Annotated in this window: 10 protein-coding genes; 1 reads left to right on the plus strand and 9 read right to left on the minus strand. The window is 50.2% G+C overall.

Features of this window, described 5'->3' with window-relative positions; genetic code table 11:
- Nucleotides 1-66: 66 nt before the first annotated feature.
- The 9 genes from IPF95_12790 to IPF95_12830 form a co-directional block, all read right to left on the minus strand.
- On the minus strand, nt 67-2,829 hold the full coding sequence (locus IPF95_12790; GenBank protein MBK6475565.1) for a T9SS type A sorting domain-containing protein: 2,763 nt from the start codon (nt 2,827-2,829) through the stop codon (nt 67-69).
- A gap of 203 nt (nt 2,830-3,032) precedes the next feature.
- The gene (locus IPF95_12795) at nt 3,033-4,223 is read right to left on the minus strand and encodes an aspartate aminotransferase family protein (protein MBK6475566.1); all 1,191 of its coding nucleotides are present in this window, start codon (nt 4,221-4,223) and stop codon (nt 3,033-3,035) included.
- Between the two features lie 77 nt (nt 4,224-4,300).
- A complete protein-coding gene (locus IPF95_12800) occupies nt 4,301-4,804 on the minus strand; it encodes a hypothetical protein (GenBank protein ID MBK6475567.1) in 504 nt (167 codons plus the stop codon).
- Nucleotides 4,801-5,262, minus strand: a complete 462-nt coding sequence (locus IPF95_12805) for a hypothetical protein (GenBank protein MBK6475568.1) — start codon at nt 5,260-5,262, stop codon at nt 4,801-4,803. Before IPF95_12805 ends, IPF95_12800 begins: the two co-directional genes overlap by 4 nt.
- Before the next feature lie 137 nt (nt 5,263-5,399).
- Nucleotides 5,400-8,933, minus strand: coding sequence for a PKD domain-containing protein (locus IPF95_12810; protein MBK6475569.1), 3,534 nt, complete (start codon nt 8,931-8,933; stop codon nt 5,400-5,402).
- 148 nt (nt 8,934-9,081) lie between these two features.
- Complete coding sequence (locus IPF95_12815; protein MBK6475570.1) at nt 9,082-9,642, minus strand: sigma-70 family RNA polymerase sigma factor; 561 nt, start codon at nt 9,640-9,642, stop codon at nt 9,082-9,084.
- A gap of 19 nt (nt 9,643-9,661) precedes the next feature.
- Nucleotides 9,662-10,618, minus strand: coding sequence for a transketolase family protein (locus IPF95_12820; protein ID MBK6475571.1), 957 nt, complete (start codon nt 10,616-10,618; stop codon nt 9,662-9,664).
- A gap of 3 nt (nt 10,619-10,621) precedes the next feature.
- A complete protein-coding gene (locus IPF95_12825) occupies nt 10,622-12,034 on the minus strand; it encodes a VWA domain-containing protein (GenBank protein MBK6475572.1) in 1,413 nt (470 codons plus the stop codon).
- A gap of 184 nt (nt 12,035-12,218) precedes the next feature.
- Nucleotides 12,219-13,091, minus strand: coding sequence for a transketolase (locus IPF95_12830; GenBank protein ID MBK6475573.1), 873 nt, complete (start codon nt 13,089-13,091; stop codon nt 12,219-12,221).
- A 393-nt stretch (nt 13,092-13,484) separates the two neighbouring features.
- On the opposite strand from IPF95_12830, the gene ychF reads away from it, so the two are divergent.
- Nucleotides 13,485-14,576 carry a redox-regulated ATPase YchF gene (ychF, locus tag IPF95_12835; GenBank protein MBK6475574.1) on the plus strand — a complete coding sequence of 364 codons (1,092 nt, stop codon included), beginning with the start codon at nt 13,485-13,487 and terminating at the stop codon, nt 14,574-14,576.
- Nucleotides 14,577-14,772 lie beyond the last annotated feature (196 nt).

Raw genomic sequence — 14,772 nt, forward strand, 5'->3', positions numbered from 1 at the left:
CGGGACACTTGAACATGAAAAGGCCCGGAGCGAGCTCCGGGCCTTTTCATGTAATGGAAGCAGGTCTTATTTACCTACTGTTAGTTTCTGTGTGCTGGTACCAAGTTCGTTGCTCACACGCAGGATGTACAAGCCGTTGGCCATACCCAGCTCAATGCTGCTGATCTCAATACCATTGTCACCGGTCGGAGCCAAGGTCTTATTGTAGATCACTGCACCACGCATATCGGTTACGGTAACTTGTGTGTTGTAGTTATCCATTCCGAATGCTTGAACCGTGAAGCGATCATTGCTAGGGTTAGGGAATACGTTCAATAAACGTTGTGCATCCAATGCTTCGATGCCTACAGGTCCACTGATGTTTATATCATCAATGTACAGATCACCTGAGAACTCGCTGCTGATGTATCGGAAGCGGAAGCGGATATCCGGGTTCAGTAAGGAGGGTGGAAGCGTGATCGTCTTTTGCTCCCAAGTGCCAGGCCCTTCCATTAGGTTTCCGTTAGTGATCAGTTCTTCTTCGTTGATGTTGGTACGTATTTGCCATGTCGCCCCGCAATTGGTAGAAGACCACAACTCCAGACGCTCACTGACCGTGTCGATATTGGTGGTTGTTGTACTGTACGAATACCAGAAGGACATCTGTGCGCTTTGGAAATAATGGAGGTCGAAGCTTGGTGTCAGCAATTCATCATAGTCACCTAAGTTCGTTGGGTCGATGAAGTTGATCGGGTAGCGATCACCACTGTTCAGGAATGCACAGGAATTGCTATTGTGTCCACCATCAGTGTACTTCCGGAATTGCGTGAAATTGCCGGCATAGTTCATGGCGATGTACGGGTTCAGATCCTCGGCCACGTTCTCGAAATCTTCGTTGTAATTACTTTGCTCTGCGAACCCATTCCCGCCGATAAGTACCGCATATTGATCCACTTTGGTATCCCCACCATTGGCATTGCTCACACCCATGGAAACGGTCTTCCAACCGGGGGAACTGAAAACCACATTGGGGTTACGCTCAGTAGAAGTTGATGGAGTGCCATCTTCAAATGTCCACGCCCAAACCTCAGGAAAAGCTCCTGTCGAGTTGTCAATGAATCGAACAACATCACCCGCACAAGCAGTAGGGGAGAATGGAATATCGGTTGTGCCATTGAAGTTTGGACCCAATACAGCATAGAAATCCGCCTTTGGCGCACAATTCCACTGATACCCATCAGCAACACCTGTGCTTTGCAATGTGGCATCGCTCCATAGGCTATTACGCTGATTGGTCGTGGTCTCAGCAAAAGCGCGTAGGCGAGCAACCTGTCCATCGGTGAACATGTGCGCACTAGCGCAGTAGGAATACTCCATGTAGTTCTCCACGTTCTCAACAGCCGCAATAACACCTTTTACAACTACCTCATCCAGAATAAATGTTCCGTTCGCGTCTTCCGCGTTCCACGCATAGATCCTGAAGGTCAAAGGTGTAGCTGAATTGGTATGACCAGGAACGGTCACAGTGATCGTACCGGATTGCCCCGTAGCGTCGTTGGTGAAAAAGCCCACATTTCCACTTGGAACGGAAATGTTCGGGTCCCCATTTACGTTGAGCGGAAGGTTAGTGGTAAAATTGTTATTCGCGGACCTTACAGCAAATGTGCGCACCCCTGTAGTATTCCGGTCGATATTGAAGTCGATGGAAGTTACCGAGATATAGTCCGTTACCACGGGAGTAACGGTGATCTCATAATACTTGGAAGCATTGATCGGGTTCGCATTCAGCACCGCAAAATCCGTTTCCCCGTCATTGGCCCCTGTTGACCAGTTGGAGAATGCGAACTTTCCAGCTACTTCAGAATTAGCGGATACGCCCGTTGCACTGAATGAACTGAAATTGGCACGCACATGGAAATCGATGGAATCAAGTGCAGGTATCACCACTGAAGGGTCCACGGTCCCGGAAGAAGTGGTTACATCATCGAAATTGAAGATGCTGTTGCGCATCGATTGGCGATCGCAAACTGCCCATGTCGATTCATCATTAGGGCAAACATTCCATCCTTTCGTTATCGGCGTATCCTCCACCCCATCATCACCACAGGTATTCTGCATGTGGATTCCTGCGTTATCACCTGGTACGCCATTGTTCTCACCCCAAACGTGATTCAGGTCGAAGAAGTGGCCCACTTCATGGGTCAGCGCGCGGGAAGTGAATTCCGCACCCGTACCGATCCGTCCAACATAATCATGAAGGATCAGAACACCATCAGCGAAACTGGGCGCACCACTGAAATATCCTGCTGCACCGCTTGCGATCTTGTCCGTAACCCAGACATTCAGGTATTTATTACGAGGCCACGGAGTGAATTTGGAAGAAGACTCGCCAAGGAATGTCTGTGGTGATTTAATGCGCTCAATACCATTCGTGCAATTGCCATAGGGGTCAATTGTAGGAAGTACGAACTGCATCCGTGGATTACCGATCCGGTCAGCAAATGCAGGATGCACATTCGCGGAATCAGGGTTCATCAATTGAAAATCACGATTAAGCACTTCAACCGCATCGAGGATCTGTTCGTTGGAAATATTCTCTCTGCCGTTCAGGTGAATAATGTGAAAAACGATCGGGATCGTGTAGAGCGTGTTCTCATCGCGCTCATTGCCACTGTTCCGAAGCAATTCACGCATTTCAGCTTCCGCTTCCGCCTCCATTTGAAGGTAGTCAGGATAGGTCTCAATAAGACGTTGCCGTTCAAGGTCCGTACCACAGGGTCGTGGGGCCTGCTGGGCCATGGACGATAAGGACAACGTACAAGCGGTCAGTCCGAGTATTAGGTGTTTCATGGTATTCCTCTGCGTAAAAAGGGGTTATTCTGTGTCCGATCCGTGGCCTAAAGTACAAAGGGTCTTTGTTACCATCACCATGGTGGAGGAATTGGATCCATATTCGGTCGCTTTGGACAGGTTACGGTATTTCGGGTCCAAAGAACGGTCGCTCTGTTTCTGAGCTGGATAATGATCTCTTTTTCAGCGAGTAAGGTAGCGCTTTAAACGGTCTTTGCGTCAAGTGAAGCTTGGATAACAGTACAGGCCCGTTCCACATCCATAGCCTTGATCATCAACGGAGGCGCGATCCGGAATGCAGTAGGGCAGGATAGGAACCAGAAGCCAAGTACACCTTCTTGCAAGCAGTCCATAACAACGTGTTGTACGAGATCTGCATTTCCCAATTCCACCGCAAGCATTAGGCCTTCACCGCGTACCTCTTTAATAGCAGGGTGAATGAGCAGATTCTTGAATAATGCGCCCATTATCCGAGCATTCTCCGCAAGATCTTCCTCCTCTAGCAACTCGAGAGCGACTAGTCCCGCCACACAAGGCAAGGGGTGCCCACCGAATGTGGTAATGTGGCCCAGCGTTGGATCGTGTGTGAGCAAGTGCATGTGCTCTTTTGAAGCAACAAAAGCGCCCATTGGAAGTCCTCCGCCAAGTGCTTTTCCGAGAACCAGAATATCCGGGACAACATCAAAATGGGCAAAAGCAAACCGTTTTCCCGTGCGTCCAAAACCGGTCTGCACCTCATCGAATATGAGCATGGTTCCGGTTTTGAGGCATTTAGCACGCAGGTCACGGATCCAGGAATGGTCCGGTACACGTATCCCGGCGTCACCTTGGATCGGTTCAACTACCGCAGCAGCAGTGTTTGTGGAGATCAGGTCAAGGTCTGCACGTGAATTGAACGCCATGAAACGCACGTCCGGCAACAACGGACGGGACCGGTACTTCTTCGTTTCGTTACCTGTAATGCTCAGTGACCCATGCGTACTTCCGTGATAGCTGTTCTTGCATGCGATCAGTTCCGTTCTGCCAGTGATGCGTTTTGCCAGTTTCAGTGCGCCCTCCATAGCTTCGGTACCACTATTCACGAAGTAGACACTGTCAAGGCCGTTCGGTAGCAGGGAAGTAAGTTTCTCCGCGAATTTGACCTGTGGTTCCTGAATGAACTCGCCATAGGGGATCACATGCAGATAGCGGTCGCATTGGGCTTTGATGGCGGTTACCACTTTCGGGTGCCGATGGCCTGTGTTGTTCACCGCCAAGCCTGCGACAAGATCCAAGTACCGTTTACCCGAACGATCGGTGAGGTAGCACCCTTCGGCATGTACGATATCCAAAGCAAGTGGGTGCGGACTTGTTTGGGCCAAGTGATCGAGGAACGATGTATGCAGATCGGGCATTGGTCGCAAAGATCGTTCGAAAGTCCGTCATAGTGACTGCTGGCCATGACAACGGATCCCTCATGGTATGATCACCTTCACCTCTTGAATTTTTGATCACCGGATCTGCTCCCCATCCGCTCTTTCAACCTTCGCAATACCTCACGGTTGAAATCCTGCTCAGCAAGGCGCAATTGAACGGTCTTTACAGAACCGATGCTCTTTTTGAATTTCTCAGCGTATTGCTTTTCGAGATCCACTTCCTGCTGGCGATTGGCCAAGTGCTTTACGATCATTTCCGCTGCTTGGGACTCCGACAATTCACCACTGGAATTGCGAGCGCCATGGCTCAATTCTCTAGCTTCTTTTCGGATGGCATCCTGTTTCGCATCGTACTCATTGTAGATGGGCCAGAATTGCTGTGCTTGTTCAGTGCTCAGGTTCAATTTGGTGGTGATGTAGGCACTTTTCTGTGCTTTGAGCTCAGCTAGTTTTTCTTTCGGTGGCTGCTGGTCATCATCCGTTTCCTGTGCAACCACTGGCGCGAATACTGCCGCGCAAAAGGCGATCAATACGGTGATCCGTTGAAGTGTTCGTTTCATAGTTCTTCGGTCAAAAAATAGAGCGATAGGTTTTCATTCTCCAGGTAATCGATCAGCACCTCGTCGTCCATGGAAAGATCCACATCGGCCATGGTATTGTCGGAATTCGCGAATAACGCAGAGAGATCTTGGTCGTCAAGGTCTTCCACAACGAGGATCTCGGCCTCCTGCGCGATCTTCTGTTGTGCAATTTCCGGTGCTTGATCAGTAGGCTTCCAGATCCACCAGCTCAACAACGCCATAAGGATCATGCTGATACTTCCGATCAATGCAGGTTTGGATAGAAGCCGCGACCAAGCGGGAGCGGAGCCCTGTGCTTTTGCTGCGACAATGTGGCTTTGGACCTGATGTGGGAACTGTTCGAAGAATCCATTGGGTACCACAAAAGGGTTTTGTTTGGGAATGCTCCGGAGAAGCGGGGCATCATTAAATTCGTTTTTGGAGTGATCGTTCTGCATGGTATTGCTTGTTGGACGCATCAACTGCTATTTGGTTTGATCCGTTCGAACACATAGTATCATAACGAACAAAACCTCCGGAAAGGAGGCTTTGTCGCTTTGATATGTGCGGATCAGAAGATCTTGTATCACCAAGGTCAAGGCAGTTGTTCCAAAATGGAATTAGTTGGAACTACGCCTCCGATATTTGTAAGGATGATGTCGCGGTCATTATCCTGTCCAGTGTAAACAACGGATCCATCCATGTTCACGTCTTCAGCGCGATAGCCGGCTATGGTATTGGTAGGGACAATGCCGCCGATCGCTGTTAGGATCTGGTCCCGGTCGTTACCTGAATTGGTATAGAGGATCTCGCCATTGAATGTGACGTCGCCTGCCCATAGGGCTAGTGTAGGAAACGCTCCGGTGATCGATCTTCTCGCGTTGCTACCGAATGTTGCAGTCCCTGATTGAGTAAGATCCACAGTAGCAGCAACCGCGCTAAGTGGAACAGGGTTCAAGGTCACAATGCCGAGGTGGTTCCTGTGGCGCACCACGACGTGATAATTTCCTGCCGCAAGTCCGAAGCTAACGGGAGAGGTGCCATTCAAGTCCACAATATCGCCATCACGTTGGATCAAAGCGCTTCTCGATGCTGCGATGGCGGGGATCAGGCCAGTTCTTAACTCAAGGATCACCCAATCCACGATCGCATTTGCACCGGTCACAGTAAATACGGAAGGTGCAATGGTCTCTCCACCTCCACCTTCAAAGCTATATCCAAGTAGCGTAAACGGTTCCGTGGTGGGGATCAAGGTAGCAAGGCGAAGATCATCTTTCATGAGTCCGGTCGATGCATCATACGGACCATTCAAGAATGCTTTTGCGGCAACTTGGATCGCAGAAGGCGCATTGAAGATGATACCGTATTCTTCAACCTGTCCGTATTGTAGGTTCGTGCATGGACCCGCTGTTGTGTTAGTGAAATCGGTGATCACGCGCATCCGCAACAACGTGCCGGTAGTTGGTGCAACCGGTGTCGTGAAGGATCCACTGCGAACACCTGTACCAGTGGCTGGTGTGAAGATCTCCTCGCCTGGATCCACGAGGTCACCATCGTTGTTGTAATCCACGTAAGCCCGTAACCACTGGTTGTTCGGGCTACCTACCGTCACTGAGATGGTGTACAATGTGTTCGCACTCAAGGTGGTTGCATCGGAGCATGTGTAGTCGTTCATGACCGCACCGTTGTAGACCGTGGTCTTGTTGATCGTGTTCAACTGCACATTCGTGATCCCGATACCCGCAGCGGGAGAGGTGCTTCGAGTTACCGTACAACCCGACGTAGGCACAGCAAGCACGGTAACGTGATCGGTCTTTGTTCGCGTTGTTCCAGTTCCATTCCCGTTGGAGGCGATCAATGTAACAGTGTAGGTGCCAGGACCTGCATAGGAAATAACCGGGTTCTGCGCTGTTGAATTCGAAGGAGTACCACCCGGGAAACTCCATGACCAAGAAGTAGGGCTAAGCAAGGATGCGTCAGTGAAAGTCACACTATTGCCTGCGCATAGTTGCGTAATACTTTCATTGAATTCAGACAAGGGCGGACCTGTGACAACCATGATAACTGTGTTGGATAAGGCCGGTGATGCGATCACACCAGCAAGGTTCGACGCCATGGAACATTGGATCGTTTCACCGGGAAGTAGATCGTTGCTCACGTAGGTTGCACTTGTTCCCACATCCACTCCATTGCGCAACCATGTGTACAGCGGGGCACCACCGCCATTTACTGGTGTTGGTGTGAATGTTACCGAAGTGCCGTACGTGATGGTGCTACCAGGAGCAGCCGCTATGCTCACCGCTGCAACGCTGTTGGAAATATAAACGCCGTAATCTTCAACATCACCAATAGAGAATGTTGATGTGCAGTTGCGCTTGGTCGAACTGACCGCAGAGAATGTTTCACCATAGATCCGCATGCGCAGCAACGTATTGGTAACCGCAGTTCCGGGAATGGTAACGTTAGCAGTTACTGTACCTGAGCTATTCACAGGTTGGGAACCGGATGCGACCAACTCACTTGGATCCTCGAAAGCTCCATTGTTGTTGTAATCGATGTAGGCATTCATGAATTCGGCACCACTGCCCCCAGCTCGCAAAGAGATTGCCAATGAATACGTGTTTCCAACAGCAACCACTGTGTTTTGGGCACAAGAGAAGTCGGTATAAGCAACATTCGTAATGGTGCTTGTTGCATTCGAAATGCTATTGAAGACAACATTATTAACCGTTTGTGCGAAGTTGCCAGCGTTGCTTGATGTGGGCGTACAAGCATTCACCGGAGTTGCGGCCACAACTACAATGCCTTGCTCTGTTCTAGTGAAGGTTCCAAGACCAGTGTTAATACTTACTGAAGCGTTGTAAACGCCCGCACTAGTCAATGTAAAGACCGGATTTTGCTGAACGGAAGTATGTGTTTCGGTGCCGTTGGTGATGCTCCATGAGAACGTGATGCCCGGTAGGCCTGTTCCACTCAGGAACGTGTTCGGTATGCAGGAGGACTTATCGAATAATTGTACGCTTTGTCCGGTTCCGCACAAAAAGCCCTGAGAAGAATAAAAATCCAACATAGGCGCTGCTGGTGGCACCAATGACAGGTTGCCATTTACAGCCAGGAAGGATGCCCGTGGTCCAATGATCGCTGCCTGAATACGTGTGTTCTGCCCAGTGGTGAACATGTTCTGGCACGCATCTCCAGCGTAGTCCATGTAGTTGTTCTTGAAAAGTGAGATTGCCGAACCACCATCACAAGCGTTGGTACCGCTGAAATCACAATCGCTGTTACTGCGGATATGTGGTGGGGTGTCGCAGACCAGATCTCCATCAGCATTACAGTCGCCATTGGCGGGGCACGAGGCTCCTCCATCATCTCCTTGGAAGGTGTGGTATACATTGAACGCATGGCCAAGCTCGTGAGCCAGTGTAATGCCATCGCGGTTCTTATACGCATTCACCAGCATTACGGTGCCATCATTGGGTTGGCCGTGGCTACTGCTGAAGTAGGCATAGCCTTGGGTACCGCTACCACCATTGTTATTATCGAACTCGGAGATCAGCCAGATATTATAGAACTGCGTTTGTGGCCAAACATCCAAAAGCTTCAACGATGCATCGGTAATTCCCGAAACATCATCGAATACACCACTGGCCATGTAGGTTGCGTTGCCGGTCATATCGCGCCGCGTTATGCCATTGGTGCAATTACCATTCGGATCGCGCACGGCCAGAGCGAACTCGATATTGATATCCACGCCATTCCCATCACCAGGTGTTCCAGGAACTTTACGGTACCGTTCATTGAGCCATTTGATACCGTCCTGAACCTGATCATCGGTGATCGCCGTGATCGCTGTACCCGTTTCCATCACGTGTACAACTACTGGAACATACAAGGTGCCACCACCTCGCTGTGCATCCTGAGTGAAGTTCAAGACCTGTTGGTCAAAGGCGTTCACACGTTGTTGGTACCCTTGATCAGTAAGCATTAGCTCATTGTGGCGATGATCGAAACCACAGCTTTCCTGTTGAGGGTTGTGCGTTGTTTGTGCGGAGAGGCCAGGCATGTTCAACATGCATAGGACCGAGGTTCCGTACACGGAGAGTTCACGGTAGTTGGAGAGTATATTCATTTGGTTCAAGAAAGTGATGTTTTTTTAAAATAGACGGTACCTGATCGGATCGAATGATCCACGCAAGGTCCTCAAAGAAAAGTAGCGGGATCCAAGATACCTAATTGAAAAAGCGAATAGTTGTCTGTCCGATCTGGTAGGCAAGGAATTACCTGTTCCATCGCTCGGTCGTAAGCCAACTTTCTATCTTTTTCACCGCAATATGATAACTGCTTTTCAGCGCGCCAACGCTGGTTCCCGTGATCGCGCTGATCTCTTCATACTTCATTGCATCGAAGTATTTCATGTTGAATACCGCACGTTGCTTATCCGGTAATCGCATGATCGCCTTTTGCAGTTTCCGTTGGATCGCATCTCCGGAGAAATGTTCACTGCTATCCAAGGTGGTCGTGAGCTTTTCAAGGACGATGGCTTCACTTGTGAATAGGCCGCGCTTCATTTTGCGCAAATGGTTGAGGCTCTCGTTGTGCGCTATACGGAAGAGCCAACTGTAGAGTTGAGCGTCGGCCCTGAAGCTATCCAGACCGTTCCATGCTTTTATGAATGTGTTCTGCAACACGTCCTTTGTCTCGTCATGATCGGTGACCATACGACGAATGGATGTGTACAAGCGTTGCTGATACTGACGCACCAACAAATTGAATGCGTAGTGTTTCGAATCCTCCTTTCGGAATAGCGCGAGCAGTTCACCGTCTGAGAGGTCGGTCATACTACTCCGATCGCATGTTCTAGTTTTTCCGCTTCATCACCTTGTTGGTGGCAGCCACGATATCCGGAACATCCAACCCGTATTTCTTCAGCAATTCGTTTGCTGTCCCACTCTCCCCGAAGCTGTCGTTCACCGCGACGTATTCCTGCGGTGCTGGAAATTGCGTAGCCAATGCTTGAGCAATGGTATCGCCCAAACCACCATACTTGTTGTGTTCCTCGCAGGTCACCACGCATCCGGTCTTCCTAACGGAACGTAGGACAGCTTCCGTATCCAAAGGTTTGATCGTGTGTACGTTGATCACTTCGGCCTTAATGCTTTGCTTGGCCAATTCCTCTGCTGCTTGTAACGCACGCCAAACGAGGTGACCACAGGCGAAAATGCTTACATCTGAACCTTCGATCAACAGTTGCGCTTTACCGATCTCGAATGGCATGACAGCTGGGATGAACACCGGCCATTTCGGTCTACCGAATCGCAGGTAAACAGGACCTTCATGGGCGCCAATGGCGATGGTGGCCTGCTTGGTTTGATTGTAGTCGCACGGCACGATCACGGTCATGCCCGGCAACATGCGCATCAAACCGATATCCTCCAGGATCTGGTGTGTTGCACCGTCTTCACCAAGGGTAAGTCCTGCATGGCTAGCACAGATCTTCACGTTCTTACCGGAATAGGCGATGCTCTGCCGGATCTGATCATAAACGCGTCCGGTCGAGAAATTCGCGAACGTACCGGTGAAGGGGATCTTACCTCCAATGGTAAGACCGGCGGCGATGCCCATCATATTGGCTTCAGCAATACCAACCTGGAAAAAGCGATCGGGGAAGTCCTTTACGAAGGCATCCATTTTCAACGAGCCGATAAGGTCTGCGCACAATGCCACAACGTTCGGGTCCTTCTTACCGAGTTCATGGAGTCCTGCACCGAAACCACTACGTGTGTCTTTTTGATCGAGTTGGGGGAACGCTGTCATTTCTTAGAAATTAACGGTTGTTGAACGTCCGCTTTCAATGGTGACGTCCTTGGTGATGGATAGTTCGGTTCGTTGTGCCTTACCACTTCTATAAAGCACTTGGTAGTTGCCGGGTAATAACCGGTATTGGGATCGCACGGAAAGCGGGTCCATATCAGCGACCCATTCCAGTTCATCGCCACGTTTTACGAATATGGCACCCGGCCCACTTGCCGAGGGCAGAATGTTCAATGTGCCAGGACGTGGAACCGCGATCTCAGTGGTCTTGCCTTGTTGGACCTTTACATCGGTGATCAAAAGGCGGGGTAGGGTAAGCACCTCCAGATCGTAAAAGCCGGTGCGCAGTCGTTGGCTGGTTCCTAGGGATTGGACATGAAGCGTTGATAGTTCATCTTTGCGACGGATGATGCATGGAATTGTCTGCGCATCCGGAGGGCCACTCCCCAAGTTGAGTTGTAAGGTCCCAAGGCCTGCATCAACGGCAATGATGTTGTGTATGCCAGGCCGCACCTTCACATCTTCGCGTACGCTAGGGGGTAAGGTATGAGCTACCACGCGGTAGGTATGGATCGGGTCTATGCTCAGGGTATCCGGAATATTCCGGTCGTTCATAGTGTGTACGAAGTGATACAATGGTAGACCGGTTTTCTGATCATAGAACGTCACGGGTACGTCGGTCTCAGTGGGTTGGCCGTTCTCGGTCATTAAGCTTACTTGAGCCGTTGTGCTGTTCAACGCTTGCGTCACCACCACTTTCAGCACGTGTTCGAAAAGTTCCGGTGTGCTTGCATCAAAATAATTTCCAACGCACTGAAGGCTGTACTTGTCCGCTTCGATCAGGCCAACACCGATAACGAAGGGTTTCAGCGTGATCCCTTTTGCTTGCAGTGCGCGACTGACCGCACAGGGATCCTCATCGCACGCTTCAATGCCATCTGTAATAAGAATGATCACGTTCCTCACCTTTCGATCGCCCGGACCGGTCGCAGGAAAATCGCCACCGGATTTTTCCAATGATCGTGCTATTGGTGTAGTGCCTTGGCAACGCACGCTGTTCAATACGTTGCGCATAGCTGGAATTGCGTTCGCGCTGAACGGAACTTCCAACTTGGTATCATCGCAATCCTGATTTCCAGGGACGATCGCGGTCTGGTGCCCGTACAACCGCAATGCCAGTTCGAGGTCCGGTTGCCCTTCCAATTCCTTTAGGCTTTTCAGTAAGAGTTCACGCGCGGTGTTGATCTTCGGTTGATTGCCCCAGAACGCATTCATGCTATTGCTGGCGTCCATTACGAACAACATGCGCGTAAGGGCAGGTTCGGGTGCTTGTTCTTGGGCAAACGCGTTTCCTCCGATACCCATAGCGAAAGCAATAGCCAAGAAATGCTTCGGGAAAAAACGCGAATAGTACCACATTGTGTTAGTCATTCAACCTACAACGAGAAAAGCGTGCCGAACTCTCCATTCGTGCTGAGGCCCCATGATCCCGTTCCATTCAATTCTTTGCTCATTCTTACCGCGACAGCGTGTCTTCCTTATTCTGATCAGTCACCCCGGAGAGCGTGGAACGATCATCCGGGGCTGATCTTCTGATCATTTTTCAGTAATCACCAAGTGTTTCTTCCAACTGTGCCAGCGCGTCCTTCAATTGTTGGTCATTCGGTGCGATACCGTGCCATTCATGACTGTTCATCATGAAATCCACGCCTTGGCCCATTTCGGTGCGCATCAGGATCATCACTGGTTTTCCTTTGCCAGTCAATTTCTTGGCTTGATCCAAGGTCTTCACGACTTCGGCCATAACATTCCCGTTCATCGCCAGAACGGTCCAGCCGAATGCTTCCCATTTACCACGCAGGTCTCCAAGTGGCATCACATCATCAACATCCCCATCGATCTGTCGACCATTGTAGTCTATGGTGCTTATCAGGTTGTCGACTTTCTTACCCGCAGCGAACATCGCGGCTTCCCAGATCTGCCCTTCTTGTAACTCTCCGTCACCATGCAAGGTGTATACGATGCGGTCGTCATTGTTTAGCTTCTTCGCCAACGCAGCCCCGATGGCAACACTAAGTCCTTGACCCAAGGAGCCACTTGCAACGCGAACGCCCGGCAGGTCTTCGTGTGTTGTTGGGTGACCTTGCAAACGCGTATTGAGTTTTCGGAACGTGGAAAGCTCCTCCACAGGAAAATAGCCACTGCGAGCAAGAACACTATAGAATACCGGGCTGATATGGCCATTGCTCAAAAAGAACAGGTCCTGTCCTTTTCCATCCATATCCCATACCGAAGGATCATGCTGCATGACATGAAAATACAATGCTGTAAGAAAGTCGGTACAGCCAAGCGAACCACCGGGGTGACCGCTTTGTACTCCATGAACCTGTCGTACGATGTCCCGTCTTACTTGGGAGGCCGTGCGTTCCAGTTCGGCAATGTTCAATTGAGTAACAACGGTCGGGGATGTAGGCATCTATTGTGGGGCTATGCTAAGCTGCCAAAAGTAGCCAGCACAGAACGGGGAGAACCGGTGTGTGCAGAACTTTTCAAAAGTGCTGTTCATACATTGCAGTTGCGCCAGAATTGTTCATGTTGTTCGATCGGGCGAAAAGGGTCTTTGATCGTTAATTAATTCCGTGCTCGTCGAAATAATGCATTCACGCAGGCAACACATTGACATTCCTGCGTTGTCTATATGTCACCAAGGGAGTTGATCAAAGGTTGGTACTTTTGGTTTTGGACCAACCTCAGTTAGAGCGGGAGCAGTATTGCTTCCGCTCTACTATTTTGTGGATGTTGATTGTTTTGGTTCAGGTACCTTCGCGCCCGCCTGCCAAAGCAGGGCCCGAAAACCTCCACCATGGCATTGAAATGCGGCATTGTAGGCCTACCGAATGTAGGCAAGAGCACTTTGTTCAATTGTTTGAGCAATGCGAAAGCACAAGCAGCGAATTTTCCGTTCTGCACCATAGAACCCAATGTTGGCATCATTACAGTACCTGACGCTCGGTTGAATAAGCTTGCGGAACTCGTAAAGCCACAACGCATTCTACCTACAACGGTGGAGATCGTTGACATTGCCGGTCTGGTAAAAGGAGCGAGCAAGGGCGAAGGACTTGGGAATCAATTTCTAGGAAATATTCGTGAGTGCGATGCTATACTGCACGTATTGCGTTGCTTCGATGACCCGAACGTGGTTCATGTGGATGGCAATGTGGATCCTGTCCGTGACAAAGAAGTGATCGATATCGAATTGCAATTGAAGGATCTGGAAACGGTTGAGGCGCGGATCAAGAAAGTTGAGAAAGGAGCGAGCACTGGTGATAAGGATGCAAAGAAGCGGTTCGAACTGCTCTCCAAGATCCGCGAGCATTTGCTGAAAGGCGAAAGTGCCCGCGCAGCGATCGATGAGAATACCGATCCCGTATTGTTGAACGAGTTCCAACTTCTTACCACCAAGCCCGTGATGTACGTGTGCAACGTGGATGAGAAGAGTGCGGTAACCGGTAATGCATACGTCGAGAAAGTGAAGGCGGCAGTGGCACATGAGAATGCAGAAGTGATCTTCGTCACTGCTGCGATCGAAGCGGAGATCGCATCGCTGGACACCCCGGAAGAGCGCGAAATGTTTCTTGCTGACATGGGTTTGAATGAGCCGGGGGTGAACAAATTGATCCACGCAGCATACCACCTGTTGAAACTTCAGACCTACTTCACTGCGGGTGTTCAAGAAGTCCGTGCGTGGACGATACACCAAGGCGATACAGGTCCTAAGGCAGCTGGTGTTATTCACAGCGATTTCGAGAAAGGCTACATCCGAGCCGAGGTCATGGCCTACGCTGATTTCATTACGCTAGGCAGCGAAGCTGCTTGTCGCGCTGCGGGTAAACTGCGCGTGGAAGGGAAGGAGTATATCGTAAAGGATGGGGATGTGATGCACTTTTTGTTCAATGTGTGAGTCTTTGGTGCAAAGCGATTTCGGATACTGAAGGCCGATACGAACACAAGCTCACCGCTTCATTATCTGCCTAGCCATAGCCCTTCCTTATCCTGATCCAGCCGCAATGTTCAATGGCGCAATAGCTCCATGGACGGGCGATCGGTACTCCGTGGTACCGGTAAATTTGCGACCCCTTAGTTTCAGAACGAATGAA

The organism is Flavobacteriales bacterium, assembly GCA_016704485.1.
GTDB lineage: Bacteria > Bacteroidota > Bacteroidia > Flavobacteriales_F > PHOS-HE28 > PHOS-HE28.